The following is a 25,417-nucleotide window of genomic DNA, read 5'->3' as shown; positions in this document are numbered from 1 at the left end:
GCCGGGCGCCCCGCGCGCGTGTGACCATCGGTGACATGCCGCCCGTTTCCGCCGCCCCGCGCACGCCGCACGCCCCCGATCCCGACGAAGCACCGCAGCGCAGGCTCTACCGCAGCGCCGACGGCCGGATGCTCGGCGGTGTCGCGCGCGGCCTGGCCGGGCACCTCGGGCTCCCCGTGGTCTGGGTGCGGCTGGCCTTCCTCGGCCTGTTCCTGTGGGGCGACGGGCTCGGCGTCCTGCTGTACGCCGCCTTCTGGGTGTTCGTACCGCTCGGCGTCGGCGGCCGCACCGCGCACCGCTCCTTCTTCGACAGCCTCACCGACGGCAGCGGGCGCCTGCGCCGCCCCGACAAGGGCCAGGTCGGAGCCCTGATCGCGCTGTGCGTCGGCACGGGCATCTTCATCGCCAAGGTCCGGGACGACGGCGCCTCCGGCCGCTACGTGTGGCCGACCCTGCTCGTCGGGGCCGGCGTGGTCCTCGTCTGGCGGCAGGCCGACAACGCCCGGCGGGCGCACTGGGGCGCCGCCGCCGGTCGCAGCCCGCGGATGCTGCACCTGGCCCGCAGCCTCGCCGGCGTCGTCCTCGTCGGCGTCGGCCTCACCGTCTTCATCGTCGTCCGCGGCTCGGCCGCCCAGCTCGGCAACGTGCTCACCGCCGCCCTCGCCGTCCTCGCCGGCATCGCGCTGCTCGCCGGCCCCTGGCTGATCCGGATGACCCAGGACCTCTCCGAGGAGCGCCTGATGCGCATCCGCGCCCAGGAGCGCGCCGAGGTCGCCGCCCACGTCCACGACTCCGTGCTGCACACCCTCACCCTGATCCAGCGCAACGCGGAGGACGTCGGCGAGGTGCGCCGGCTCGCCCGTGCGCAGGAGCGGGAGCTGCGCAACTGGCTGTACAGGCCCGAGGGCACCGGCAAGGACGAGGCCGAGGAGCCCGCCACCCTCGCGGAGGCGGTGAAGAAGACCGCCGCCGAGGTGGAGGACCACCACGGCGTCCCCATCGAGGTCGTCGTGGTCGGCGACTGCCCCCTCGACGAGAAGCTGGGCGCGCAGGTGCAGGCCGCGCGCGAGGCGATGGTCAACGCCGCCAAGTACGGTGGCGACGGAGGCCCGGTGCAGGTCTACGCCGAGGTGGAGGGGCAGACGGTGTTCGTGTCCGTACGGGACCGGGGGCCGGGCTTCGACGTCGACGCGGTACCGGCCGACCGCATGGGCGTACGAGAATCGATCATCGGCCGGATGCAGCGCAACGGCGGGACCGCACGGCTGCGGTCCGCACCCGACGGCGGCACGGAAGTCGAGCTGGAGATGGAGAGGGCGGCGAAGGCGGCATGAACGGTCAGAACGGTCAGAACGCGGACACGCAGGCACAGGGACAGGCGCAGGACGGCGCGGCGGACCGGCGGGTGCGGGTGGTCCTCGTCGACGACCACCGGATGTTCCGCGCGGGCGTGCAGGCCGAGATCGGGGACACCGCCCGCACCGGCGTCGAGGTCGTCGGCGAGGCGGCCGACGTCGAACAGGCCGTCACCGTCATCACCGCCACCCGCCCCGAGGTGGTCCTCCTCGACGTGCACCTGCCCGGCGGCGGCGGGGTCGAGGTCCTGCGGCGCTGCGCCCCGCTGATGGCGGCGGCCGAGCACCCCGTGCGCTTCCTCGCCCTGTCGGTGTCGGACGCGGCCGAGGACGTCATCGGCGTCATCCGGGGCGGCGCGCGCGGCTACGTGACGAAGACCATCACCGGCGCCGACCTGGTGGACTCGATCTTCCGGGTGCAGGACGGCGACGCGGTGTTCTCGCCGCGGCTCGCGGGCTTCGTCCTGGACGCCTTCGCCTCGACCGACGCCCCGCCGGTCGACGAGGACCTGGACCGGCTGACCCAGCGCGAGCGCGAGGTGCTGCGGCTGATCGCGCGCGGGTACGCGTACAAGGAGATCGCCAAGCAGCTGTTCATCTCCGTCAAGACGGTCGAGTCGCACGTCTCGGCGGTGCTGCGCAAGCTCCAGCTGTCGAACCGGCACGAGCTGACCCGCTGGGCCACCGCCCGCCGCCTCGTCTGAGGCGTTCCGCCTGCTCTGTGACGCATGCCGCAGGCGGGACGCGGAACCCGGGCAGTGCGCGCCGCCCTCTAGGCTGGCGTGATGAGCTTGACCGGGACCCCCCTCTTCGCGACGGCGATCGCCCTGACGGCGATCGCCGTCATCCTGCCGTTGGCCGTGTGGAGCAAGGTGCGCGGCCCGGCCGCCGTACGGGTCCTCACCCGCGCGCTGATGATGGTGTTCGCCCAGGTCACCGCCATCGCCGTGGTGTTCATCGCCGTCAACAGGCAGCAGAACTTCTACACCACCTGGGGCGACCTGCTCGGCACGAGCGACTACGTGCAGGCCGCCAACGACCTCGGTCCGGACGGTCTCGGCGGCAAGAAGATCGAGGCCGAGCCGAAGGTCAAGCAGCAGTTCCGCCCGGTCGAGGACGTGCACGGCAAGGTGCAGGCCACCGAGCTCGACGGGAAGATATCCGGGGTCAAGGGCGATGTGCTGGTCTACCTGCCGCCGCAGTACGAGGACCCGGCCTTCAAGGACAAGAAGTTCCCGGTCGTCGAGCTGATCCCCGGCATGCCCGGCTCCGGCAAGTCCTGGTTCAAGGGGCTGAAGGTGGCCGAGCAACTGGAGCCGCTGATGAAGAGCGGCAAGATCCAGCCGTTCGTCCTGGTCTCGGCGCGCACCATGCTGCTCGGCGACACCGAGACCGGCTGCGCCAACATCCCCGGCAAGGTCAACGCGGACAGCTGGCTCAGCGTGGACGTCCGCAAGATGGTCGTCGACAACTTCCGCGTCTCGGAGGACCCCCGCTCCTGGGGCCTCGCCGGGTACTCGGCCGGCGCGTACTGCTCCACCAAGCTGGCGATCTCGCACCCGGACCGGTACGGCGCGGCCGTCTCCATGTCCGGCTACAACGACCCCGGCATGGAGCCCTCCTCCCTGCTCCGCCAGGACCCGCAGCTGCGCGAGTCGCACAACCTGCACACCATGCTGAAGGCCCTGCCGTCCCCGCCCGCGGTGTCGCTGCTGATCACGGGCGGCGAGGGGGACGGCTACCAGGCGGGGCTCGCCCTCCAGCAGTCGGCGCAGGCCCCGACGAAGATCGAGGTCCAGAAGACCACGGGCGGCCACACCATCGACGCCTGGACCCGCCAGCTCCCCCAGGTCTTCGGCTGGCTGAGCACCCAGGTCAAGGCACCGTAGCGGGCGTCCGCGGCGCCCGTGACGGCGGCGGCTGCAGCGGCGGCCGCGGCTACGCCGGGCGCGTCGCGCCGGCCCAGGGCATGGAGTCGACCGGGGCCACGCGGACCGTCGAGCCCGGGCGGGGGGCGTGGATCATCTGGCCGTTGCCGATGTACAGGCCGACGTGGGTGACCCCGGCGTAGAAGAACACCAGGTCGCCCGGGGCCAGCTCGCTGCGGGACACCCGCCGGCCGGCGTTGATCTGCGTGTAGGTGGTGCGGGGGAGGGAGACCCCCGCCGAGCGGTACGCGGCCTGGGTCAGGCCGGAGCAGTCGAAGGCGTTCGGGCCCGTCGCGCCCCAGACGTACGGCTTGCCGATCGCCCCGTGTGCGAAGGCGATGGCGCGGGCGGCGCGGCTGCCGTCCGACGCGGGCGGCGCGGCCGGGGTGCGGACGCCGGCGGGGACCGCTTCGCCGGCGCCGGACCGGGCCTCGTACTCAGCCCGCTCCTCGGCCGTGAGCCGAGCCAGCAGCCGCTTGGCGGCGTCGAGCTTCCCCTCGGCGACGGACTTCTGCGCGGCGAGCTCGGCCTGGCCGGCCCGGAGCTCGGCGAGGCGCCCGGCCGCCTGGTCGCGCAGTGCGCCGACCTCGTCGAGCTGACGGCGTACGGAGGCGATGCCGGCGGCGCTGCGGTCGCCGGCCCGGGTCAGGAGCGCGGCCCGGTCCAGGTAGTCCTGCGGGTCGTCGGCCATGGCCAGCTGCACGGCCGGCCCCAGGCCCCCGCTGCGGTACTGGCCGGCGGCCAGCGAGCCGAGCGCCCGGCGGGCGGCATTGAGCCGGTCGGTCCGGCGGGCGGTCTCGTCGCGCAGCTCGTTCAGCGCGCGCTGGGCCTCGTCGGCCTTCTCCTTCGCCCCGTTGTACCGCTCGGTGGCGGTCTCCGCCTCCTCGTAGAGCCGGTCGACCTCCGCCTTGGTCTGGGAGGGCGTCCGCTGCGGGTCGGCCTGGGAGGTGCCTTCGAAGGCGGTGGCGGTGGCAGCGCCCGCGAGGGCGAGGGTGGCGGCGGTCCGTACGGTGCCGCCGCGAAGCGGGCGCTGCCGGGGCTTTCGATGACTGGCCACGAGGGCCTCACGTCCTTCCTCCGTCGGGGCTCGGAGGTAAGGACGCTAGACCGCGAGGTAACGGCCGGATGACGAGATGAACGCAAGTGCCCCGTCGTGACCGGAGGTGTCGCCTTCGGATCAGGTCCAGAGGGTCGCGATGAAGATGTTGACCACGGTCAGGCCGCCGACCGCACCAAAGACCGCCTTGTCGACCCGCTCCTCGTCGCGCTTGACGTAGACGAGGGCGAGGATCACGAAGAGGACGGCGAGCTTCACGCCGATCTTGATGTTGTTGACGCTGCCGCCGTCCATCTCGCGGAAGCCGACCAGCAGGACGCCGGTGACCAGCATCGTCAGGGCGCCGTGCAGCATCGCGGGCACGAAGCGGGCGGTGCCGGCGCTCATCGCCTTCATCTGGGTCAGGAAGCCGCCGAGGAGCGAGGCGATTCCGATGATGTGCAGGCCGACGAAGGCGTTGATGAGTACGTCCATAGCGGTCGAGCGTACGGGGGCCGCGGTTCGGCCCGGGAAGCGGGTCGGCTGCCCGACGACGGCCCGCGGGAACGCGAACCACCGCCGAAAGACGCCGATTCTCCGGTGCCGGGGCCGGGTGTCCCCGCGGACCCCTAGACTCGGAAGGCGATGAGCAGCCTCTTTGACGACAGCTTCCTGGCGGACCTCACCCCCTCCGACGAGGTCCCGCCGCCGCCCGAGGAGTACGAGGACGCGCCCGCCTTCCCGGAGCCGGGCGCGGACGACCTCTTCGAGGGCCACTTCGACGTACCCATGAGCGGTGACGCCTACTACCGCGACGGCACCCCGAAGCCGGTCATCGACCCGGCGGCGCTCCTGGAGGGGTTGAACGAGCAGCAGCGCGCGGCCGTGGTGCACGCGGGCTCCCCGCTGCTGATCGTGGCCGGCGCCGGCTCCGGCAAGACCCGCGTGCTGACCCACCGCATCGGCCACCTGCTGGCCGCCCGCGGCGTCCACCCCGGGCAGATCCTGGCGATCACCTTCACCAACAAGGCCGCCGCCGAGATGAAGGAGCGCGTCGAGGGCCTGGTCGGCCCGCGCGCCGGCGCCATGTGGGTGTCCACCTTCCACAGCGCGTGCGTGCGCATCCTGCGCCGCGAGTCCAAGCGGCTCGGCTTCACCTCGTCCTTCTCGATCTACGACGCCGCCGACTCCAAGCGCCTGATGGCGCTCGTCTGCCGCGACCTGGACCTGGACCCGAAGAAGTTCCCGCCGAAGTCCTTCAACGCCAAAATCTCGAACCTCAAGAACGAGCTCATCGACGAGGACGCCTTCGCCGCGCAGGCCGCCGATGGCTTCGAGAAGACCCTGGCCCAGGCGTACGCCATGTACCAGGGGCGGCTGCGCGAGGCCAACGCGCTCGACTTCGACGACATCATCATGACCACCGTCCACCTGCTCCAGGCGTTCCCGGACGTCGCCGAGCACTACCGGCGGCGCTTCCGGCACGTCCTGGTCGACGAGTACCAGGACACCAACCACGCCCAGTACACGCTGGTGCGCGAGCTGGTCGGCCCCGGCCTCCCGGACCTGCCGCCGGCCGAGCTGTGCGTGGTGGGCGACGCCGACCAGTCGATCTACGCCTTCCGCGGCGCGACGATCCGCAACATCCTCCAGTTCGAGGAGGACTACAAGGACGCGACGACGATCCTGCTGGAGCAGAACTACCGCTCCACCCAGACGATCCTCTCCGCCGCCAACGCGGTCATCGAGCGCAACGAGAACCGCCGCGCCAAGAACCTGTGGACCGACGCCGGCTCCGGCGCGGTGATCACCGGCTACGTCGCCGACACCGAGCACGACGAGGCCCAGTTCGTCGCCGACGAGATCGACCGCCTCACCGACGCCGGCCGGGCGAAGGCGGGAGACGTCGCGATCTTCTACCGGACGAACGCCCAGTCGCGCGTGTTCGAGGAGGTCTTCATCCGCGTCGGCCTGCCCTACAAGGTCGTCGGCGGGGTCCGCTTCTACGAGCGCAAGGAGGTCCGCGACGTCCTCGCGTACCTGCGCGTCCTCGCGAACCCGGAGGACAACGTCCCGCTGCGCCGGATCCTGAACGTGCCCAAGCGCGGCATCGGCGAGCGCGCGGAAGCGATGATCGACGCGCTCGCCCTGCGCGAGAAGATCACCTTCCCGCAGGCGCTGCGGCGCGTGGACGAGGCGTACGGCATGGCCGCCCGCTCCACCAACGCGGTGAAGCGGTTCAACGTCCTCATGGAGGAGCTGCGCACGATCGTCGAGTCCGGCGCCGGCCCGGCCGTGGTGCTGGAGGCGGTGCTGGAGCGCACCGGCTACCTCGCCGAGCTCCAGGCCTCGACCGACCCGCAGGACGAGACGCGGATCGAGAACCTCCAGGAACTCGCGGCGGTGGCGCTGGAATTCGAGCAGGCGCGCGGGGAGGGCGCGGGGACATCGGCGGCTGCCGCCGCGGGCGGAACCCTCGCCGAGTTCCTGGAGCAGGTTGCGCTCGTCGCCGACTCCGACCAGATCCCGGACGAGGACACCGAGGGCACCGGCGTCATCACGCTGATGACCCTGCACACGGCCAAGGGCCTGGAGTTCCCGGTGGTCTTCCTGACCGGCATGGAGGACGGCGTCTTCCCGCACATGCGGGCACTCGGCCAGACCAAGGAGCTGGAGGAGGAGCGGCGCCTGGCCTACGTCGGCATCACGCGGGCCCGCGAGCGCCTGTACCTGACCCGCTCGTCGATGCGCAGCGCCTGGGGCACGCCCTCGTACAACCCGCCGTCCCGGTTCCTGGAGGAGATCCCGACGCAGTACCTGGAGTGGAAGCGCACGGGCGCCGCGCAGAGGCCGGCCGGCCCGATGCGGGGCTCCGGTTCCGGCCCCGGTTACGGATCGGGCAAGGCCTCGTTCGGCACCTCCCCGGAGGCCTTCCTGTCCTCCTCCCGTACGCGGTCGGGCCCGTCCGGGTTCGCGACGCGCCGGGCCGCCGACAAGCCGGCCGTGGCGCTGGCGGTCGGGGACCGGGTCACGCACGACCAGTTCGGGCTGGGCACGGTCCTCCAGGTCACGGGTGCCGGGTCGGAGGCGCAGGCGACCATCGACTTCGGAGACGGCAAGCCGAAGCGGCTGCTGCTGCGCTACGCACCGGTGCAGAAGCTTTAGCGGGCGTCGTGCGTCGGGCCCCGGGCTCCGGGGCCCGCGGGCGGCACGGCCTGCGGCGCCTGACGTGCGTGCCTGCGTGCGTGCGGGGTCGGCTCAGGCGGGGTTGAGGCCGTGGCTGCGCAGCCAGGCCGCGGGGTCGATCGCGGACCCACCGCCGGGCCGTACCTCGAAGTGGAGGTGCGGGCCGGTGGAGTTGCCCGAGTTGCCGGAGTACGCGATGACGTCGCCGGCCTTGACCTTGCCGGACCGGATCTTGGTGCTGCCCAGGTGGCAGTACCAGGTCTCGGTGCCGTCGGGGGACGTCACTATCGCCATGTTGCCGTAGGCGCTGTTCCACTGGGTGCGCACGGTCCCGTCGGTGGCCGCCATGACCGGGGTGCCGTAGCCGACCGGGAAGTCGATGCCGGTGTGCACGGACATCCACATGCCGCCGGCCTGGCCGAAGCTGGCGCTGAGGCCGCGCTGCGCGACGGGGAGGGCGAACTTGGGGCGGGCAGCCTCCTTGGCCGCCTCTTCGGCCGCCTTCCGCTTGCGCTCCTCGTCCTGGCGCTGGCGCAGGTCGATGCGCTCCTGGGTGCGGCTCGCGCGGTCCGCGAAGTCGCCCGCGTCGGCGCTGAGCGCCGTCAGCTGGGTGTCGAGCTTGCTGTTGGCCGCGACGGGCTTGACCGACGCCGGGTCGGGCGCGGCCATCGTCGTGGTGTCCTCGGCGGGCTTGTCGGCGCCGGGGAGGCCGCCGACGGAGGCGGCCGCGACACCGGCGATGCCCATCACGCAGGCCGAGGGAACGGCCACCGTCAGCAGGGCGGAACGCTTCGCCGGGGAGCGGCGCCGGCTGCTGCCGGAGGTCTGCGGGGCCTTGGAGCCGGCGCGGCGCGAGGCGCGCGGGCCGGAGGAGGAGCCGGACGGGGAGGCCGCCGGGGTGACGGGCATGGCCTGGGTGGGCATGTCGTGCACCGGGCCGGTGAGCAGGCCGAGGTCCGACTCCGCGTCGAAGTCCGGGTCCGGGTCGACGTCCAGGTCCACGTCCTGGCCCAGGTCCAGGTCCAGGCCCTGGTCCGCCTCGAGGGCCGGGTCGGCGGCCTCGTCGTCGAGGGCCTGGAAGACGGCCGTCTCGGTGTACCCGTCGGCGACGGCGGCGGCCGGTTCCTGGTAGGCGTACGGCTGGTGGTGCTCGCCGTGCTGCTGGTCGAACTCGAAGGAGAACGCCTGGGTCTGCTGCTGGTCCTGCGGGACCGTGTTCCAGGCGGTGGCGTCGTACGCGCCCGTCTCGGTGCCGGTGGTGCCGTAGCCGGACATCGCCCACTGGCCGGTCTGCTCGTAGCCGAACGCGGTGGCCGTGGACTGGTAGTCGGGAGTCTGCGCCGTCCAGGCGGCCGTGTCCCACTGGCCCGTGCCCGTTCCCGTGCCCGTTCCCGCGCCGGTGTCCGGGGAGGTGCCCTGGGCGGGGACGGTCGACAGGTAGCCGTCCTGGGGGTAACTGCCGTGCGCGGTCCAGGCGGTGGTGTCGTACGAGCCGGTGTCGTACGAGCCGTACGAGGTGTAGGCGTACCCCTGGCCCTGTGTTTCGTAGGAAACGTAGGACGAATCGCCGGCGAAGGTGGTGGTGGAAAGGCCGTCGTACCCGGACTCGGGGTACAGGCCCGACGAGGGGCGGTCGTTCACCAACTTCTCTTTCGCCTCGGCAGTGGGGGCCTGGGTGGCCAGGGGTCGGGGGGTTCCCTGGGGAGAGCAGTGGCGTGACTGTACCCGGCGGTCACTGGCCACGACAATCTTCGGCGGGTTCCAAGCTGAGCGGAACCGGGCATTCGGCCGTGTTTCGGTCGCCTCCATGCGCAGCCTTGGCCTTGAGTTCGAAATTCGTTCGACTCCGGTCCGGTTGGCGGTCACGCGACGGAGGCGGCGTCTCCCGGGGGTTCGACGGCCGCCGGACCGGGGCCGTCGAGGGCGCGCAGGACGGCTGCCGCGACGGCCGGATGGGCGGCCAGCGCGAGGTGTCCGATGCCCGTGACCTGGATGTTCTCGGTGCGCAGGTCCGGGTGCTCGATGCGGGCCGTCCCGGGCGGGTCCATCAGCTCGTCGAAGTCGGTCCAGAACGCCACGCATCGGGTGCGGCAGCCGGGCGCGGGCGCGCGCAGCTCTTCCATCAGCGCGGAATCCGGGCGGATCTGGCGGACCAGTGGGTGTGCGTCCATGAAGGGCGCGATCCGCGTACCGGAATGCGGCGTGCCGAGCGTGACGAGCGTGCCGACGCGGGCGTCTCCGCCGAGGCGCTGGACGTAGTACCGGCCGACCAGACCGCCCAGACTGTGGCCGACCAGATCGATCCGCTCGCGGCCGGTGCGCTCGCACGTCTCCTCGACCCTCCGGGCGAGGTGGCGGGCCGCGACGCGCAGGTCGAGGGTGAGGGGCGAGTAGTTGTACGCCTCCACCCGACGCCCGCCGCCGGCGGCGAGGGCGCGGCGCAGCAGGACGAACACGGACCGGTTGTCGCTGAACCCGTGCAGCAGCAGTACGGGCGGGCGGGGCCCGGACGGGGACTCTCCGGCCTCGTGCCGCTCCTGGCGGATCCCGGTCGGGTAGTGCAGCAGGTGCGCGCCGAACAGGAGCGCCTCGAGGACCCCGGCCCGCAGCGCGGCGCCCGAGACCGGCGCGGATCCGTATCCGTATCCGGGTGTGGACAGCCCCATCGACGGCCTCCCCTGGCCTCCCCATGACCGTGAACGGGACTGCGGCCGGCCGCGCCGTGCGGCTGTCGGTACGGTGGCGCGGCGATCCGGTGCGGTGCGGCTCCTGGCGGTGAATCACGCCGTCCCACGTGTGATTTCCCCCTCGTGCTTGACCGCGAAACGGCGGTGTGCGCGATGCTGTACTTAACGTTCGTTCACTCAGGAGGCAGTGCGATGGGTGTGACCGGTCCGATCCGTGTGGTGGTGGCCAAGCCGGGTCTCGACGGCCACGACCGCGGCGCCAAGGTGATCGCCCGCGCCCTGCGGGACGCCGGCATGGAGGTCATCTACACGGGCCTGCACCAGACCCCCGAGCAGATCGTGGACACCGCGATCCAGGAGGACGCCGACGCGATCGGCCTGTCGATCCTGTCGGGCGCGCACAACACCCTGTTCGTCCGGGTCCTGGAGCTGCTGAAGGAGCGCGAGGCCGAGGACATCAAGGTGTTCGGCGGCGGCATCATCCCGGACGACGACATCGCCCCCCTCAAGGAGAAGGGCGTGGCGGAGATCTTCACCCCGGGCGCCACGACGACGTCGATCGTCGACTGGGTCCGCGCAAACATCCGCCACTGACAAACCCGGCCCCCCGACGCCGTGCCCATCCCATCCCGGCCTCGCCGAGGCGTGCCGAATCCGGCCCCGCCGCGGTCGGGTAAATCCAGCCCCGCCGGCGTTTGAGGCGCAGGGGTGCGGGGGCAGAGCCCCCGGAGCGGCGCCGCACCAGGGCACGGCGGGAGCCCCGGCGGCGGCGCCCCCGGTCAGGGGCCCGTCAGGCGGGCGGGGCCGGCGCCAGCTCGTCGAGCATCGCCGCCCGCAGCCGCAGGGTGGCGGTCAGCCGCTGGAAGGCCTCGGCCCAGTACGCCCCCGCCCCCGCAGCCCCGTCGGCCGGGTACTGCGCGGCGGCGGTGAGCGCCTCCAACCGGTCCGCCTCCGCAGGATCCAGGCACCGCTCCGCCAGCCCCATCACCCCGCTGAAGCTCCACGGGTAGCTGCCCGCCTCCCGCGCCGCGTCCAGCGCGTCGACGACGGCCCGGCCCAGCGCCCCGGCCCACGGCACCGCGCACACGCCGAGCAGCTGGAACGCCTCCGGCAGCCCGTGTGCCCGGATGAACTGTGCGACCCAGTCGGCCCGCTCCCCGTCCGGCAGGACCGACAGCAGCTTGGCCCGCTCCGCGAGGGACGCCGTCCCCGGCGCGGTCGCGGGCGGTCCGGTCGCCGCGCCGAGCAGCGCCTCGGACCATTCCGCGTCACGCTGCCGCACGGCCGCCCGGCACCATGCCGCGTGCAGTTCCTCCCGCCAGCTCTCGCCGTCGGCGACCGGCAGTTCCACGATCCGCTCCGGGTCGAGCCCCCCGAACCGTTCCCGCCAGCAGGACAGCGGCGCCGCCTCCACCAGCTGGCCCAGCCACCAGGCCCGCTCCCCGCGACCGGCGGGCGGCCGCTTGACCACCCCGTCGCGCAGCATCCCCGCGTCGCATTCGGCGGGCGGGACCACCCCCTCCGGCCCCACGCAGGCCACGGCCCGCCGCGCCATCCGCCCGGCCAGCGCCGAACCGGGCAGCGCGGACAGCAGTTCGGCCGCCGTCGCCCGGACGTTGCGGCTGCGGTCGCCGAGTGCCGCCTCCAGGAACGGCTCGTCCTCCTCTGACAGTCCCACCCGCAGGGAGTCGAGGAACATCAGCCGGTCCTCGGCCCGCTCGGTGGCCCAGGTGCTCGACAGCAGCCGCACGGCCGCGGCCGGTTCGTGGGCCCGTACGGCCCCCAGCAGGGCCACCCGTTCCGCGAACAGCCCCTCCTGCCACAGCTGTTCCACCCCGGTCTCGTCCTCGGGGTCGGGCAGTTCACCGCCGCCCGCCCCGCCGCGCAGGGCGAACCGCCAGTCGGGGTTGAGCCGGGCCAGCCACAGCCCGCGCGGCCCGGCCAGGGCCAGGGCCTGCGGGCGCAGGTCCGTACGGGCCCGGGCGGCGTCCAGCAGGGCGGGCAGCAGCTCCGCCGGCGCCCGGTAGCCGTGCCGTCCGGCGGCCGCCAGCCACTGGGGCAGCAGCTCCGTCAGATCCGGGGCGGCCCCCCGCCGCCCGCCGCTGCCCGCGCCGGTCCGCCCGGCCAGCAGCCCGGCGAGCCGCCGCCGGGCCGGCTCCGGCGGCTCCGGCCGCGGATCGGCCGGGGCCGGCTGCGGCCGCGGACCCGCCTCGGCGGGCCGCAGCCCGGCCCGGCGGCGTACGGTCTGCACGGCCGCCGCGTCGAGCAGTGCCGCCGGATCGCCCTGCCGCCGCTCGGTGCCCAGCAGCGCGGCGCCGACCAGCTCCTCCCACTCCCCGTACCCCGTGTACTCGGCCGTGTGGGCCATCGGGTCCCTCCCTCTCGGTGCTCTTCCGTGCTCCGGTCCCGCCCCCTCCGCGGGACCGGAGCCGCTCTCGTCCCCCGTGCCGGCCCTTCAGCTGGCGTGGTTGTCGTTCATGGCAAGCCCCCCGGCTTCTGTGTCGTTCACGCGGACGCCCCCGCGTCCGCGCGCCCCTCCTCGGACGGCGCCCCCGCGCCGCCCGCCCCTCGGTTTACCGCTGTCCCCCCTGTCCCCTCTGTCCCCCTGTGTCGCTGTCCCCCTGTGCCGCTGCCGGCCGTGCTCCCGGACGGTCAGACCAGCGCGACCGGTTTCGGGCAGCCCGGCTGCCAGGCCGTCAGGGGGGTGAATCCGCGGTGGCCGCATTCGCCGAACACCGTCAGCGGCCCCCCGCCCGACAGTGCGGCCAGCTGCCACAGCCCCGACCGCGACCGGCTGCCGGCCCCGGCCGGCGGGACCGGCAGGGCGCCGGCGCCCTCCGCGTCCGCCAGCTGCCAGCCCGGCTCTCCCGGTATCGGGACCACCGGGCCCAGTACCACCGGCCACGACTCCAGCCACGGGTCCTCCCGCAGCGCAGCCCCGTACGCCTCCAGTGCCGCCCCGGTGCCGATCCCGGCCGGGACCCGGTCGCAGGGCGCGGCCGGCGCGAACCTCTCCCCGAGGTCCGCCCGCAGCCCCGCCGAACCGGGACGGAAGCGTGCCTCCGCCTCCACCGCCAGCCCGACCGGCAGCGCGAGCGCCGGCGGCCGCCCGGGCGGCCCGAAGTCCAGGACCAGGGCCGGGCGCCCGCTCTCCAGCCCGCGCAGCCATATCCGGCGGGTGGTGAGCCGGCCGTCCGGCGACACCGAGTCGTACTGGGACAGCACCAGCCAGCGGTCCCGTACGGCCTCCCCCTCCGCGGCGGCGTTCGGGAGCCCCACCCTGCTCCGTACCGTCGCGGCGAGCGGCTCCGGCAGGCCTGCCACCCCGAGCCAGCCCCGGTTCAGCAGGTGCAGCAGCGCGCCCTCCTCCAGCATCCGGCCGGGCCAGCCGGGGCCGCAACCGGGTATCGTCCCCAACTCCCTCACGCGCACCGCCAGTCCGGGCGCCTGGGCGTCGACCATCCGGGCCGCGGTCTCCTCCCAGGGCGCGTATCCCGCCTGCTCCTGGCCGGCGAGTCCGCCGCGGACCAGGTCGGCGAGCCGCTGCTCCAGCTCCGTGACACCCGCGCCGATCCGGGCCGCCCTCCGTTCGGCCCGGCGGCGCGCCGCCTCTGCGTCGGCCGGCCCGGCCGCCGCGGCCGCCGGGCGGGCGGCCTTCGCGGCCCGGCCGGCCAGCCAGGCTGCGGCCCACTCCGGTGCCTCGGCGGGCTCGCCGAACCCCTCGGCGGCCCAGAGCAGCAGCAGTCCCAGCGCGTGCTTGCACGGGAACTTCCGGCTCGGGCAGGAGCACTTGTACGCGGGGCCCGCGAGGTCCACGACCGTCCGGTACGGCGTGGCGCCGCTGCCCTTGCACAACCCCCACACCGCACCGGAAGCGGAACCTCCGGTCTCGGACCAGGGGCCTGCCCCGCCCAGCTTGGTCCCGGACTTGCGTGACGCGGCGTCAGGAGCCAGGGCCAATACCTGTTCCGCTGTCCAGCGGACCTGCTGATCGGTCATGGGAACCACCGTAGGGACCCCCACTGACAATCGCTCTGACCTGCAACGACGTTGTCAGCAGGGCCTGTTGTCAGTGGTGTGGTGCACCGTGGACAACAGCAGTCGGGAGCGGCTGCCGAGCATCGGAGGGGGACCATGACCACGCACGGGAACGGCACCGGCGCCGAGGCGCTGCGACCGCACGCCGAGGACGCCTTCGCACACGAACTGAAAGCCCTGGCGGCCGCCGACGACCGGCCGCGCCCGGCCCGCTGGAAGCTCTCCCCGTGGGCCGTCGCCACCTACCTCCTGGGCGGCACGCTCGACGACGGCACCGTCATCACACCCAAGTACGTCGGCCCGCGCCGCATCGTCGAGGTCGCCGTCACCACCCTCGCCACCGACCGCGCCCTGCTGCTGCTCGGCGTCCCCGGCACCGCCAAGACCTGGGTCTCGGAGCACCTCGCCGCCGCCGTCAGCGGGGACTCCACCCTGCTCGTCCAAGGCACCGCCGGCACCCCCGAGGAGGCCATCCGCTACGGCTGGGACTACGCCCGCCTCCTCGCCCACGGGCCCAGCCGCGACGCGCTCGTGCCGAGCCCGGTCATGCGGGCCATGGCCGAGGGGTCGACCGCCCGCGTCGAGGAGCTCACCCGCATCCCGGCCGACGTCCAGGACACCCTCATCACCATCCTGTCCGAGAAGACGCTGCCGATACCGGAGCTCGGCCAGGAGGTGCAGGCCGTGCGCGGCTTCAACCTCATCGCCACCGCCAACGACCGCGACCGCGGGGTCAACGAGCTGTCCAGCGCGCTGCGCCGCCGCTTCAACACCGTCGTGTTGCCGCTGCCCGCCTCCACCGACGCCGAGGTCGACATCGTCGCCCGCCGCGTCGACCAGCTGGGCCGCGCCCTCGACCTGCCGGCCCTGCCCGAGGGGCTGGACGAGATCCGCCGCGTCGTCACCGTCTTCCGTGAGCTGCGCGGCGGCGTCACCGACGACGGCCGGACGAAGGTGAAGTCGCCGAGCGGCACCCTGTCCACCGCCGAGGCCATCTCGGTCGTCACCCACGGCCTGGCAATGGCCGCCCACTTCGGCGACGGCGTGCTGCGCCCGTCCGACGTGGCCGCCGGGATACTCGGCGCGGTGGTCCGCGACCCGGCCGCCGACACGGTGGTCTGGCAGGAGTACCTGGAGGCCGTGGTGCGCGAGCGGGACGGCTGGAAGGACTTCTACCGCGCCTGCCGGGAGGTGACGGCATGAGCCCGGCGGCGCCCGGGCGGGAGCCGCTGCTGCTGGGCGTGCGCCACCACGGGCCCGGCTCGGCCCGCGCCGTGCGGGCCGCCCTGGACGCGGCCCGCCCGGCGGCCGTCCTGATCGAGGGGCCGCCAGAGGGGGACGCACTGCTGCCGCTGGCCGCCGACCCCGGGATGCAGCCGCCCGTGGCGCTGCTCGCGCACGCCGCCGACGACCCGGGCCGGGCCGCGTTCTGGCCGCTGGCCGAGTTCTCCCCGGAGTGGGCGGCCATCCGCTGGGCGCAGCAGCAGCCCGACCCGGTCCCGGTCCGGTTCATCGACCTGCCCGCCGCGCACACCCTGGCCGCACGGCCGGAGCCGGAGGGGGAGGGCGCAGGGGAGGGTGCGGGCGCACCCGGCGCCGTGCGGCCCGACCCGATCGCCGTACTGGCCGAGACCGCCGGGTACGACGACCCCGAGCGCTGGTGGGAGGACATCGTCGAACACCGCGGCACGGGCGCGGGGGCCGCGCCGCAGGACCCGGCGGCCGCGTTCGAGGCGCTCGCCGAGGCCATGGCCGCGCTGCGCGAGGCGTACGCGGACCGCGAGGACCCCCGCGACCTGGTGCGCGAGGCCCACATGCGGCAGCGGATGCGGGCTGCCCGGCGGGAGTTCGGCGACTCCTACGCCGTGGTGTGCGGCGCCTGGCACGTCCCGGCACTGCGCGCCGGGACCACGGCAGCGGCCGACAGGAAGCTGCTGACCGGCCTGCCCAGGACCAAGGTGGAGACGACCTGGGTGCCCTGGACGCACCGGCGGCTCGCCCGGGCCGGCGGGTACGGGGCGGGCATCGCCTCGCCCGGCTGGTACGCACACCTCTTCGCCGCCCGGGACCGGCCGGTCGAGCGGTGGCTGGCCAAGGTGGCCGGGCTGCTGCGGGAGGAGGACCGGCAGGTCTCCACGGCGCACGTCATCGAGGCGGTCCGGCTCGCGGAGACACTGGCCGCGGTGCGCGGGCGGCCGCTGCCCGGGCTGGCCGAGACCCTGGAGGCGGTCCGCGCCGTCATGTGCGACGGCTCCGACGTCCCCCTCGCGCTCATCGAGGACCGCCTGGTCGTCGGCGACGTGCTCGGCCGGGTCCCGGACGGGGCGCCCGCCGTGCCGCTCCAGCGGGACCTGACCCGGCGGCAGCGCTCGCTGCGGCTCAAGGCCGAGGCCCAGGAGCGCGAGCTGGAGCTCGACCTGCGCAAGGACACCGACGCCGCCCGGTCCCTGCTGCTGCACCGGCTGCGGCTGCTCGGCATCGACTGGGGCAGGCCCACCGCCTCCCGGGCCGGCACGGGCACCTTCCGGGAGACGTGGCGGCTGCGCTGGGAGCCGGAGCTGTCGGTGCGGGTGGCCGAGGCCGGGATCTGGGGCACCACCGTCCTCGCGGCGGCCACCGCCAAGGCGGAGGCGGACGCGGCCGCGGCGGGGGAGCTCGGGGAGGTCACGGCGCTGGCCGAGCGGTGCCTGCTGGCGGGGCTGTCCGAGGCGCTGCCCGCGGTCCTGCGGGCCCTCGCCGACCTGGCCGCGCTGGACACGGACGTGGCGCGGCTCGCCAAGGCCCTGCCGGCCCTGGCCCGTTCGCTGCGGTACGGGGACGTCCGGGGCACCGACGCCTCGGCGCTGGGAGCGGTGGCGGGCGGCCTCGCGGAGCGGATCTGCGTGGCACTGCCGCCCGCCTGCGCCGCCGGCCTCGACGCCGACGCGGCGGCGGAGCTGCGGGGCCATGTGGACGCGGTGCACGGGGCGGTCGGGCTGCTGGAGGACGACGGCCTGCGCGAGCGCTGGTCGGCGGTGCTGGGGACGCTCGCCGGCCGGGAGTCGGTCCCCGGGCTGATACGCGGGCGGGCGGCCCGGCTGCTGCTCGACGAGGGGCGGCTGCCGGCCGAGGAGACGGCGCGGCTGATGGGGCTCGCCCTGTCGCCGGCGGCGGCCCCGGCCGACGCGGCCGGCTGGATCGACGGATTCGCCGGGGGCGGCGCGGGCGGCGGCACGCTGCTGGTCCACGACGACCGGCTGCTCGGGCTGATCGACGCCTGGCTCGTCTCGGTGCCCGCGGAGGCGTTCACCGACGTGCTGCCGCTGCTGCGGCGGACCTTCGGGGCATACGAGCCGGGCGTCCGGCGGACCCTCGGCGAACTGGCCCGCCGCGGGCCCGGGGCCGGGCCGGGGTCCGCCGCCGCGGGCGCCGCCCCCGAGGGCTTCGCCCCGGACCTGGACCCGGCCCGCGCGGACGCCGTCGTGGACCTGGTCCGCCTGCTCCTCGCGGGAGCGGGCGCCGGCGCGGGCACGGCGGCGCGTGCCTGACGCCCGCCGGGGCGCAGCCGGGCGTGGGCGCGCGGCGGTACGTGACAGGGCCGACGGCGGGGCGCCGTCGGCGACTACGGACAAGGGGACGGACGGATGAACGGGGCGGACGGATGAGCGGGACGGGGAACGCGGTGGCGGCGGACGGAACGGTGACCGGCGGCGCCGTGGCGGCCGGAGCTGCGGCGGGGGAAGCGGAGCGGCTGCGGCGCTGGCGCATGGTGCTCGGCGGGGGAGAGGCGGACGGCACCGGGTGCACCCTGACCGGCCGGGACGCCGGGATGGACGCCGCGCTCGGCGCGCTGTACGGCGGCGGCGCGGGCGGCGGCTCGCGCCGGGCGGCCGGCGGGGAACGGTCCGCCGGGCTCGGCGGCTCCGCTCCCTCCGTGGCGCGCTGGCTCGGCGACATCCGCACGTACTTCCCCGGCTCCGTCGTCCAGGTCATGCAGCGCGACGCCATCGAGCGGCTCGGCCTGTCCGCGCTGCTGCTGGAGCCGGAGATGCTGGAGGCCGTCGAACCGGACGTGCACCTCGTCGGCACCCTGCTCTCCCTCAACAAGGCGATGCCCGAGACGACCCGGGAGACGGCCCGGGCCGTGGTCCGCAAGGTCGTCGAGCAGTTGGAGAAGAAGCTGGCCGCGCGGACCCGGGCCGCGGTCGGCGGCGCCCTCGACCGGTCCGCGCGGACCAGCCGGCCCCGGCACGCCGACATCGACTGGAACCGCACCCTCCGGGCGAACCTGAAGAACTACCTGCCCGAGTACCGCACCGTCGTCCCCGAGCGGCTGATCGGGTACGGCCGTGCGGCCCAATCGGTGAAGAAGGAGGTGGTCCTCTGCATCGACCAGTCGGGGTCGATGGCGGCCTCCGTCGTCTACGCCTCCGTCTTCGGGGCGGTGCTGGCCTCGATGCGCTCGATCGCGACCCGGCTCGTCGTGTTCGACACGGCGGTCGCCGACCTGACGGATCAGCTCGACGATCCGGTGGACGTTCTCTTCGGAACCCAGCTCGGCGGCGGCACCGACATCAACCGCGCCCTGGCCTACTGCCAGTCGAAGATCACCCGCCCTGCCGACACGGTCGTCGTCCTGATCAGTGATCTCTACGAGGGCGGGATACGCAACGAGATGCTGCGGCGGGTCGCGGCGATGAAGGCGGCGGGGACCGAGTTCGTGGCCCTGCTGGCCCTGTCCGACGAGGGCGCTCCCGCCTACGACCGGGAGCACGCCGCGGCCCTGGCGGCCCTGGGCGCCCCGGCCTTCGCCTGCACCCCCGACCTGTTCCCGGACGTCATGGCGGCGGCCCTGGAGAAGCGGCCCCTGCCGGTGCCCTGACCGGCCCCGGTGGACATCGGCGGATCGCACGAATTTCCGGCCGGGCCGTGAGCAGATCTGTGACAGGTATCACCGCTCAGGTGTGATCTGCGATTTAGGGTCGCCGGTGTCCCGGGGATAACCTGCGGGACGGACATGCCGCGTCCACGGTCACCGTGTGCGCATCCCCTGTGACAGCGCCGTCACGTTGCCCTCCGCGGCACGCCCACGCAGACAACCGCGAATCACTGCGAATCTTTGAAGACAAGGGACGGACGCGCGTGGACCTGTTCGAGTACCAGGCGAGGGACCTCTTCGCCAAGCACGGTGTACCGGTGCTGGCCGGTGAAGTGATCGACACGCCTGAGGCGGCTCGCGAGGCCACCGAGCGGCTGGGCGGCAAGTCTGTCGTCAAGGCGCAGGTGAAGGTCGGTGGCCGCGGCAAGGCGGGCGGCGTCAAGCTGGCCGCCACCCCGGACGAGGCCGTCGCCCGCGCGACGGACATCCTGGGCATGGACATCAAGGGCCACACGGTCCACAAGGTGATGATCGCGGAGACCGCTCCGGAGATCGTCGAGGAGTACTACGTCTCCTACCTCCTGGACCGCACCAACCGCACCTTCCTCGCCATGGCCTCGGTCGCCGGCGGCATGGACATCGAGGAGGTCGCCGCGACGACCCCCGAGAAGCTCGCCAAGGTCCCGGTGAACGCCAACGAGGGCGTCTCCATCGAGAAGGCCCGCGAGATCGTCGCCCTGGCGCAGTTCCCGGCCGACGTCGCCGAGAAGGTCGCCGAGGTCCTCGTGACCCTGTGGAAGACCTTCGTCGCCGAGGACGCCCTCCTCGTCGAGGTCAACCCGCTCGCGAAGGTCGCCTCCGGCGAGGTCATCGCCCTCGACGGCAAGGTCTCCCTCGACGAGAACGCCGAGTTCCGCCAGCCGTCCCACGAGGAGCTCGTGGACAAGGCCGCCGCCAACCCGCTGGAGGCCGCGGCCAAGGAGAAGGGCCTCAACTACGTCAAGCTCGACGGCGAGGTCGGCATCATCGGCAACGGCGCGGGTCTCGTCATGAGCACCCTGGACGTCGTCGCCTACGCCGGTGAGAACCACGGCGGCGTCAAGCCCGCCAACTTCCTGGACATCGGCGGTGGCGCCTCCGCCGCCGTCATGGCCAACGGCCTCGAGATCATCCTCGGCGACCCGGACGTCAAGTCCGTCTTCGTCAACGTCTTCGGTGGCATCACCGCCTGCGACGAGGTCGCCAACGGCATCGTCCAGGCCCTCCAGCTGCTCAAGGACAAGGGCGAAGAGGTCACCAAGCCGCTCGTCGTCCGCCTCGACGGCAACAACGCCGAGCTGGGTCGCAAGATCCTCTCGGACGCCAACCACCCGCTGGTCCAGCGCGTGGACACCATGGACGGCGCGGCCGACAAGGCCGCCGAGCTCGCTGCGGCTGCGAAGTAAAGGGACGAGGTCACAGACTCACCATGGCTATCTTCCTCAACAAGGACAGCAAGGTCATCGTCCAGGGCATGACCGGTGCCACGGGCATGAAGCACACCAAGCTGATGCTGGCCGACGGCACGAACATCGTCGGTGGCGTGAACCCGCGCAAGGCCGGCACGTCCGTCGACTTCGACGGCACCGAGGTCCCGGTCTTCGGCTCGGTCGCCGAGGCGATGGAGAAGACGGGCGCCAACGTCTCCGTCCTCTTCGTCCCGCCGGCCTTCGCCAAGGCCGCCGTCGTCGAGGCCATCGACGCCGAGATCCCGCTGGCCGTCGTCATCACCGAGGGCATTGCGGTCCACGACTCCGCCGCCTTCTGGGCGTACGCGACCGCCAAGGGCAACAAGACCCGCATCATCGGCCCGAACTGCCCGGGTCTGATCACCCCCGGCCAGTCCAACGCCGGCATCATCCCGGGCGACATCACCAAGCCCGGCAAGATCGGTCTCGTGTCCAAGTCCGGCACGCTGACCTACCAGATGATGTACGAGCTGCGCGACATCGGCTTCACCTCCGCCGTCGGCATCGGTGGCGACCCGGTCATCGGCACCACCCACATTGACGCCCTGGAGGCCTTCGAGGCCGACCCGGAGACCGAGCTGATCGTCATGATCGGCGAGATCGGCGGCGACGCCGAGGAGCGTGCGGCGGACTTCATCGCGAAGAACGTCACCAAGCCGGTCGTCGGCTACGTCGCGGGCTTCACCGCCCCCGAGGGCAAGACCATGGGCCACGCCGGCGCCATCGTCTCCGGCTCCTCCGGCACCGCGCAGGCCAAGAAGGAGGCCCTCGAGGCCGCCGGCGTCAAGGTCGGCAAGACGCCGACCGAGACCGCGAAGCTGGCCCGCGAGATCCTGAACGGCGCGAAGTAACCGCTGCCGCTGTCCGGGTGACCTGCGTACGGGCGTGGCCCGCATCCCCGAAGGGGGTGCGGGCCACGCCCTTTTCGCCGCCTCACTCGGTGCGGGGGGCGAGCCGGGCGGGCCCGGCGGCCGGGTCGGCGCGCAGTTTGTCGTGCAGCTGCCTGCGCTCCTCGGTGAGCTGCTGGGGCCCGCTGAGCGGGGGCACCCCGGACACTTTGACACCGGGCGCGACAGGGGGCTCGTACCGGGTGGGCGCGGTCGCCAGCGTGTAGGAGGTGGCGACGGCGATCATCGCGGTCACGCCGACGACGGCCCGGGTCCAGCGCCGGGTGCGGTGCTCGGCGGCGCCGCGGACGGCGGCTGCGGGTCGGGGCACCAGCGGCACGGGCGGTTGAAGGGCGCCGAGCCGCTCCTCCAGCAGGGCGAGCCGCTCCTCGGGCGGTGCGCCGGCCAGTTCGGGGACGCGGGCGGTGAGCTCGTCGTGTGCGCCCAGGAGGCGGACGCCGGCGGCGGGGGTGCTGGCCTCGGTCTCGGCGGCGGTGTCGGGGAGGTCGAGGCCGACGCCGTGGTAGAGCAGGACGGTACGGCGGTGGACCGGGGGCAGGTCCAGCAGGGCCTGCATCAGGATCCGGTCGGCCGGGTCGGCCGGGTCGGCCGGGTCGGGCGGATCGTGCGGATCGGGCGGATCGGCTGGATCGGGCGGGTCGGGCGGGTCGGCCGCGGCCGGGCCCGGACCGGGGGGCTCCTGGACGCCGCGGCGGAACCGGTGCCAGGGGGAGAGGGCGTACTCGTACGCGGCCGCGCGCACCCACCCGGCCGGGTCGGGATCGGTGGCGACCTCGGGCCACCGCGCCCAGGCCTGCTGGAACGCCTGCTCCACGGCCTCCAGGGCGAGGACGCGGCGCCCGGTCAGCAGATAGGCCTGCCGGGCGAGCCCGGGCGCGGCATCCCGGTAGAGCGCGTCGAACGCCCCGCGGGGCCCCACGGGAAGCTCCTCGCAGGGTTCGGCCGGTTCGGCCGGCTCGTCGGGCGCGTCCGGCTCGGCAATGCGGGGCGACGGGCCCCGGCCTGACGGGGGGTCCGCCGGAGGCGGAGACGGGGGCAGGAGGCGGGCGTTCTCCGGCTCCTCGACGCTCTCTGTCATGCCACACTCCCGGCGACGCCAATAAAGTACATAAACGTATCTTTAGCGACACAGCGGACAATCGCCTATTAACCGCTCATATCGCGTGTCGTTGTGCACCATGGCGGGGTGACCCAAGTGACCGAACGCGGGGCCCCGTTGCAGCCCGGCCCACGCCACGCCGCGGCCCGGCGCCGCCGTTCGCCCGAGGCCGCCGCCTGCGTGCTGGGCGGTGCCCTGGCCGCCGGGCTGGGGCTCGGCTTCCTCGCCGTGCTCGTCATCGTGCTGTGGATCAGCTCCCCGTACCCCGACAGCGGACCCGGCGGGGCCCTGCACCTGGCCGCCGGCCTGTGGCTCCTCGCCCACGGCACCGAACTGGTCCGCTACGACACCCTGTCGGGGGTGCCGGCCCCCGTCGGGGTGGTCCCGCTGCTCCTCATCGTGCTGCCGGCGCTGCTCATGCGCCGCGCCGGCCGCCTCGGCAGCGCCTCCGGCGACACGCGCGCCGACACCGACGGCGGCGAGGGCGCCGACGGCGGTGAGCCGGACGGGGGACTGCCCACGAGCGCCGTCTTCTCCGCCGTGCTCTGCGGATACCTGGCCGTCGGCTCCCTGGCCACCGCCTACGCGGCCGGCGGCCCGATGCCCGCCGACCCGCTCAGCGCCGCCTGGCACGTCCCGCTCGTCGCGGTGCTCGCCGCGGGCACCGGGGTCTGGGCGGCCAGGGGCCGTCCGGTGGGACCGCTGCCGCCCCGGGTTCCCGCCGCGGTGCGCAGGGCGGTTGCGCGCCCCCGCTACGCGCTCGCGCTGCGGGCCGGGGCGGCAGGGGCGCTCGTCCTGGTCGGCGGGGGTGCACTGCTGGTCGGGCTCTCGCTCGCCTGGCACGGCCCGGAGGTCGAAGACGGGTTCCTGGCGCTGACCGACGTGTGGTCGGGCCGGTTCGCGGTCCTGCTCCTCGCGCTCGCGCTGCTCCCGAACGCGATGGTGTGGGGCGCGGCCTACGCCCTCGGGCCCGGGTTCTCCCTGGGCGGCGGCGTGAGCGCCACCCCGCTCGGCTTCGCGGGCTCCCCCGCGCTGCCGGATTTCCCGCTGCTGGCGGCACTGCCGCCGGAGGGGCCCGGGACCCTGCTGACCTGCGCGACCGCGGCGGTTCCGGTGGCGGCCGGGCTGGTGGTCGGCTGGTACGCGGTACGCCGGCCGCGTGAGGTCTCGTGCGGGGAGACCGCCCTGACGGCGGCGCTGGGGGCGCTGGTGTGCGGGCTGGCGATGGCCGGGCTGGCGGCGGCCTCGGGCGGCCCGCTGGGCTCGGGCGAACTCGCGCACTTCGGGCCGGTGTGGTGGGCGGCCGGCGCGGCCGCCTCCGTCTGGATGCTGCTGGCCGCGGTGCCGCTGGCGGTGTCCGTACACGCCTGGCGGATGCGGCCGGTCCGGCGGGCGGAGCCGGCCGAGGACGACGCGTGGCACGCGACCGGGGTGCGGGAGATCCGCTGGGAGGCCCTGCGGCAGGCCGCGGGCAACCTGATCCCGGACCTCCCGCAGGACCCGGACCTCCCGCAGGACCCGGACCTCGCGCAGGACCCGGACCTCGCGCAGGACCCCGGCCACCCCCCGGCCGCCGAGGGCACCCGGCCTCCGGCCCCGGCGGAACCGGGCGCGCCGCCCGGCCCGGCCGGCGCCGGGGCGGCCCCGACGGCGGTCGCCGCGGCGGCCCGCGACATCGGCCGGGGGCCGTCCGACCCCGTGCCGCCACCTGCACCCGATCCGGCATCCGGCACGGCCAAACGGGCCCGTCCGATCACCCTCGTGACGGGACTTCACCTGGGTCTGACTCAGTTCCCGCCCTCGGCAGGGCAGGTCGCCACCGCCATCACGGCGTCGCAGGAGCAACCGGTGCCGCCCGTGGCGGGCGCCCGGGTGCTGAACCGCCGCCGACCCCCGGCCTGACGGCGTGCCCGCCAGGCCCCTAGGCCGCCGCGCATCCGTCCGGCCGCCGCGGCCGATGCCGGAGCCCCCGGGCCGGCCACCGGCCCCGGCATCCGCACGGGCCCCGGCATCCGCACGGGGCCCGGTCCGGGTGGCTAGTGGCGGACCTTCAGGATCTTGCCGAGGGCGTTGTCCGGCAGCAGCGTGTTGCACTGCAGCTCCGCCCTCTTCGTCAGGGCGTCGTCGCGGCAGATGTAGAAGTCCTTGTACGCGAGCTGCACTCCGTACGAGCCCAGCGCCAGCAGGATCGCCAGCGTGGCCGTGATCAGCCCGCTGACCGCCGCCGCCCGCTGGGGGCCGGCCGCGGGCCCCAGGGCGGCCAGCCCGCTACGGGCCGCCGCCTGCTCCGGGGCCGGCTCCGGGGCCGGGGCCGAGCCGCCGCCCGCGGCGCCCGTGAAGGCCGCCCCGGCGGCCGCGTCCGGCCGCGCCGGCGCGGGACGGCCGCGCAGGCCGCTGATCCCCCAGTACACCGCGAGCGCGCCGAGTAGCAGTCCGACCGAAGGGATCCCGAAGATCCCGAAGAAGAAGCCCCACATGCCGGCGAGCAGCGCGTAGCGGGCGCGCCGCTGGACCGGGTCCGTCGGGTCCCAGCGCACCGGCCCGGCCGGCCCGCCGCCCGGCCCGCCCGGCCCGGACCCCGGGTCCTGGCCCGGGCCGCCGCTGCCGCCGCGCGGCTGCCACGGCTGGTCGGGCCGGCCCTCCGGGGGAGCCGCGAAGGGGTTGTCGTCGGTGGAGGAGTCGGGCTGACGGCGGTCCGGCATCGAGTGCGTTACTTCCCCTGTGTCGTGGACGCCGGCCGCGTCCGGCCGGGGCCGGGGCGGCGGCGTCGGAATGCGTCGCGGATGGCGTGCGAGGTGCGTCGGAGGGTTGCGC

Annotated in this window: 19 protein-coding genes; 11 read left to right on the top strand and 8 right to left on the bottom strand. The window is 74.5% G+C overall.

Annotated features, from left to right (window positions below):
* The first annotated feature begins 35 nt into the window (after positions 1–35).
* From AC068A_RS16265 to AC068A_RS16255, 3 genes are all read left to right on the top strand, one after another.
* A complete protein-coding gene (locus AC068A_RS16265) occupies positions 36–1,334 on the top strand; it encodes an ATP-binding protein (RefSeq protein ID WP_478585357.1) in 1,299 nt (432 codons plus the stop codon).
* Complete coding sequence (locus AC068A_RS16260) at positions 1,331–2,059, top strand: LuxR C-terminal-related transcriptional regulator (RefSeq protein ID WP_478585356.1); 729 nt, start codon at positions 1,331–1,333, stop codon at positions 2,057–2,059. Before AC068A_RS16265 ends, AC068A_RS16260 begins: the two co-directional genes overlap by 4 nt.
* 81 nt (positions 2,060–2,140) lie before the next feature.
* Positions 2,141–3,244 carry an alpha/beta hydrolase gene (locus tag AC068A_RS16255; RefSeq protein WP_478585354.1) on the top strand — a complete coding sequence of 368 codons (1,104 nt, stop codon included), beginning with the start codon at positions 2,141–2,143 and terminating at the stop codon, positions 3,242–3,244.
* Positions 3,245–3,293: 49 nt separating this feature from the next.
* Here the strand turns inward: AC068A_RS16255 and AC068A_RS16250 are convergent, their stop codons facing one another.
* Positions 3,294–4,340, bottom strand: coding sequence for a C40 family peptidase (locus AC068A_RS16250; RefSeq protein WP_478585352.1), 1,047 nt, complete (start codon positions 4,338–4,340; stop codon positions 3,294–3,296).
* Between the two features lie 120 nt (positions 4,341–4,460).
* Positions 4,461–4,814 carry a hypothetical protein gene (locus AC068A_RS16245; protein ID WP_360635882.1) on the bottom strand — a complete coding sequence of 118 codons (354 nt, stop codon included), beginning with the start codon at positions 4,812–4,814 and terminating at the stop codon, positions 4,461–4,463.
* 150 nt (positions 4,815–4,964) lie between these two features.
* Between AC068A_RS16245 and pcrA the strand changes: the two genes are divergently transcribed.
* Positions 4,965–7,484, top strand: a complete 2,520-nt coding sequence (gene pcrA, locus AC068A_RS16240) for a DNA helicase PcrA (protein ID WP_478585349.1) — start codon at positions 4,965–4,967, stop codon at positions 7,482–7,484.
* A gap of 93 nt (positions 7,485–7,577) precedes the next feature.
* Here the strand turns inward: pcrA and AC068A_RS16235 are convergent, their stop codons facing one another.
* Positions 7,578–9,146 carry a M23 family metallopeptidase gene (locus AC068A_RS16235; protein WP_478585347.1) on the bottom strand — a complete coding sequence of 523 codons (1,569 nt, stop codon included), beginning with the start codon at positions 9,144–9,146 and terminating at the stop codon, positions 7,578–7,580.
* Between the two features lie 221 nt (positions 9,147–9,367).
* Positions 9,368–10,171 (bottom strand): esterase/lipase family protein, encoded by an 804-nt coding sequence (locus AC068A_RS16230; protein ID WP_478585345.1) that lies wholly within the window; start codon positions 10,169–10,171, stop codon positions 9,368–9,370.
* A 213-nt stretch (positions 10,172–10,384) separates the two neighbouring features.
* Between AC068A_RS16230 and AC068A_RS16225 the strand changes: the two genes are divergently transcribed.
* A complete protein-coding gene (locus tag AC068A_RS16225; protein WP_385432451.1) occupies positions 10,385–10,786 on the top strand; it encodes a coenzyme B12-dependent isobutyryl CoA mutase small subunit in 402 nt (133 codons plus the stop codon).
* Positions 10,787–10,982: 196 nt separating this feature from the next.
* Here the strand turns inward: AC068A_RS16225 and AC068A_RS16220 are convergent, their stop codons facing one another.
* Complete coding sequence (locus AC068A_RS16220) at positions 10,983–12,560, bottom strand: DUF5691 domain-containing protein (RefSeq protein WP_478585343.1); 1,578 nt, start codon at positions 12,558–12,560, stop codon at positions 10,983–10,985.
* Between the two features lie 284 nt (positions 12,561–12,844).
* On the bottom strand, positions 12,845–14,191 hold the full coding sequence (locus AC068A_RS16215) for an SWIM zinc finger family protein (protein WP_478585341.1): 1,347 nt from the start codon (positions 14,189–14,191) through the stop codon (positions 12,845–12,847).
* A 135-nt stretch (positions 14,192–14,326) separates the two neighbouring features.
* Here AC068A_RS16215 and AC068A_RS16210 point away from each other — a divergent pair, with 135 nt between their 5' ends.
* From AC068A_RS16210 to sucD, 5 genes are all read left to right on the top strand, one after another.
* Positions 14,327–15,433, top strand: coding sequence for an ATP-binding protein (locus AC068A_RS16210; protein ID WP_478585339.1), 1,107 nt, complete (start codon positions 14,327–14,329; stop codon positions 15,431–15,433).
* Positions 15,430–17,757, top strand: a complete 2,328-nt coding sequence (locus AC068A_RS16205) for a DUF5682 family protein (RefSeq protein ID WP_478585337.1) — start codon at positions 15,430–15,432, stop codon at positions 17,755–17,757. Before AC068A_RS16210 ends, AC068A_RS16205 begins: the two co-directional genes overlap by 4 nt.
* Before the next feature lie 218 nt (positions 17,758–17,975).
* Positions 17,976–19,091: a VWA domain-containing protein gene (locus AC068A_RS16200; protein ID WP_478585398.1), complete on the top strand. Its 1,116-nt coding sequence runs from the start codon at positions 17,976–17,978 to the stop codon at positions 19,089–19,091.
* 260 nt (positions 19,092–19,351) lie between these two features.
* Positions 19,352–20,533, top strand: coding sequence for an ADP-forming succinate--CoA ligase subunit beta (gene sucC, locus AC068A_RS16195; RefSeq protein ID WP_478585335.1), 1,182 nt, complete (start codon positions 19,352–19,354; stop codon positions 20,531–20,533).
* Positions 20,534–20,556: 23 nt separating this feature from the next.
* Positions 20,557–21,447 carry a succinate--CoA ligase subunit alpha gene (sucD, locus tag AC068A_RS16190; protein WP_478585334.1) on the top strand — a complete coding sequence of 297 codons (891 nt, stop codon included), beginning with the start codon at positions 20,557–20,559 and terminating at the stop codon, positions 21,445–21,447.
* Positions 21,448–21,529: 82 nt separating this feature from the next.
* Here the strand turns inward: sucD and AC068A_RS16185 are convergent, their stop codons facing one another.
* Positions 21,530–22,582 (bottom strand): SigE family RNA polymerase sigma factor, encoded by a 1,053-nt coding sequence (locus AC068A_RS16185; RefSeq protein WP_478585332.1) that lies wholly within the window; start codon positions 22,580–22,582, stop codon positions 21,530–21,532.
* Positions 22,583–22,690: 108 nt separating this feature from the next.
* Here AC068A_RS16185 and AC068A_RS16180 point away from each other — a divergent pair, with 108 nt between their 5' ends.
* Entirely contained in the window at positions 22,691–24,505 is a 1,815-nt protein-coding gene (locus AC068A_RS16180) for a cell division protein PerM (protein WP_478585330.1), read from the top strand.
* A gap of 134 nt (positions 24,506–24,639) precedes the next feature.
* Here AC068A_RS16180 and AC068A_RS16175 read toward each other — a convergent pair whose 3' ends face one another.
* The gene (locus AC068A_RS16175; protein ID WP_478585328.1) at positions 24,640–25,305 is read right to left on the bottom strand and encodes a hypothetical protein; all 666 of its coding nucleotides are present in this window, start codon (positions 25,303–25,305) and stop codon (positions 24,640–24,642) included.
* Positions 25,306–25,417: the final 112 nt, after the last annotated feature.

The sequence above is a fragment of the Streptomyces sp. NPDC043854 genome (assembly GCF_056436005.1).
This window is presented reverse-complemented; position numbering and strand designations above follow the sequence as displayed.

Excerpts from the sequence above, each read along its gene's own strand:
- AC068A_RS16265 (WP_478585357.1), top strand. The coding sequence starts at position 36 with ATGCCGCCCGTTTCCGCCGCCCCGCGCACGCCGCACGCCCCCGATCCC.
- AC068A_RS16260 (WP_478585356.1), top strand. The coding sequence starts at position 1,331 with ATGAACGGTCAGAACGGTCAGAACGCGGACACGCAGGCACAGGGACAG.
- AC068A_RS16255 (WP_478585354.1), top strand. The coding sequence starts at position 2,141 with ATGAGCTTGACCGGGACCCCCCTCTTCGCGACGGCGATCGCCCTGACG.
- AC068A_RS16245 (WP_360635882.1), bottom strand. The coding sequence starts at position 4,814 with ATGGACGTACTCATCAACGCCTTCGTCGGCCTGCACATCATCGGAATC.
- pcrA (WP_478585349.1), top strand. The coding sequence starts at position 4,965 with ATGAGCAGCCTCTTTGACGACAGCTTCCTGGCGGACCTCACCCCCTCC.
- AC068A_RS16230 (WP_478585345.1), bottom strand. The coding sequence starts at position 10,171 with ATGGGGCTGTCCACACCCGGATACGGATACGGATCCGCGCCGGTCTCG.
- AC068A_RS16225 (WP_385432451.1), top strand. The coding sequence starts at position 10,385 with ATGGGTGTGACCGGTCCGATCCGTGTGGTGGTGGCCAAGCCGGGTCTC.
- AC068A_RS16220 (WP_478585343.1), bottom strand. The coding sequence starts at position 12,560 with ATGGCCCACACGGCCGAGTACACGGGGTACGGGGAGTGGGAGGAGCTG.
- AC068A_RS16215 (WP_478585341.1), bottom strand. The coding sequence starts at position 14,191 with ATGACCGATCAGCAGGTCCGCTGGACAGCGGAACAGGTATTGGCCCTG.
- AC068A_RS16210 (WP_478585339.1), top strand. The coding sequence starts at position 14,327 with ATGACCACGCACGGGAACGGCACCGGCGCCGAGGCGCTGCGACCGCAC.
- AC068A_RS16205 (WP_478585337.1), top strand. The coding sequence starts at position 15,430 with ATGAGCCCGGCGGCGCCCGGGCGGGAGCCGCTGCTGCTGGGCGTGCGC.
- AC068A_RS16200 (WP_478585398.1), top strand. The coding sequence starts at position 17,976 with ATGGTGCTCGGCGGGGGAGAGGCGGACGGCACCGGGTGCACCCTGACC.
- sucD (WP_478585334.1), top strand. The coding sequence starts at position 20,557 with ATGGCTATCTTCCTCAACAAGGACAGCAAGGTCATCGTCCAGGGCATG.
- AC068A_RS16185 (WP_478585332.1), bottom strand. The coding sequence starts at position 22,582 with ATGACAGAGAGCGTCGAGGAGCCGGAGAACGCCCGCCTCCTGCCCCCG.
- AC068A_RS16175 (WP_478585328.1), bottom strand. The coding sequence starts at position 25,305 with ATGCCGGACCGCCGTCAGCCCGACTCCTCCACCGACGACAACCCCTTC.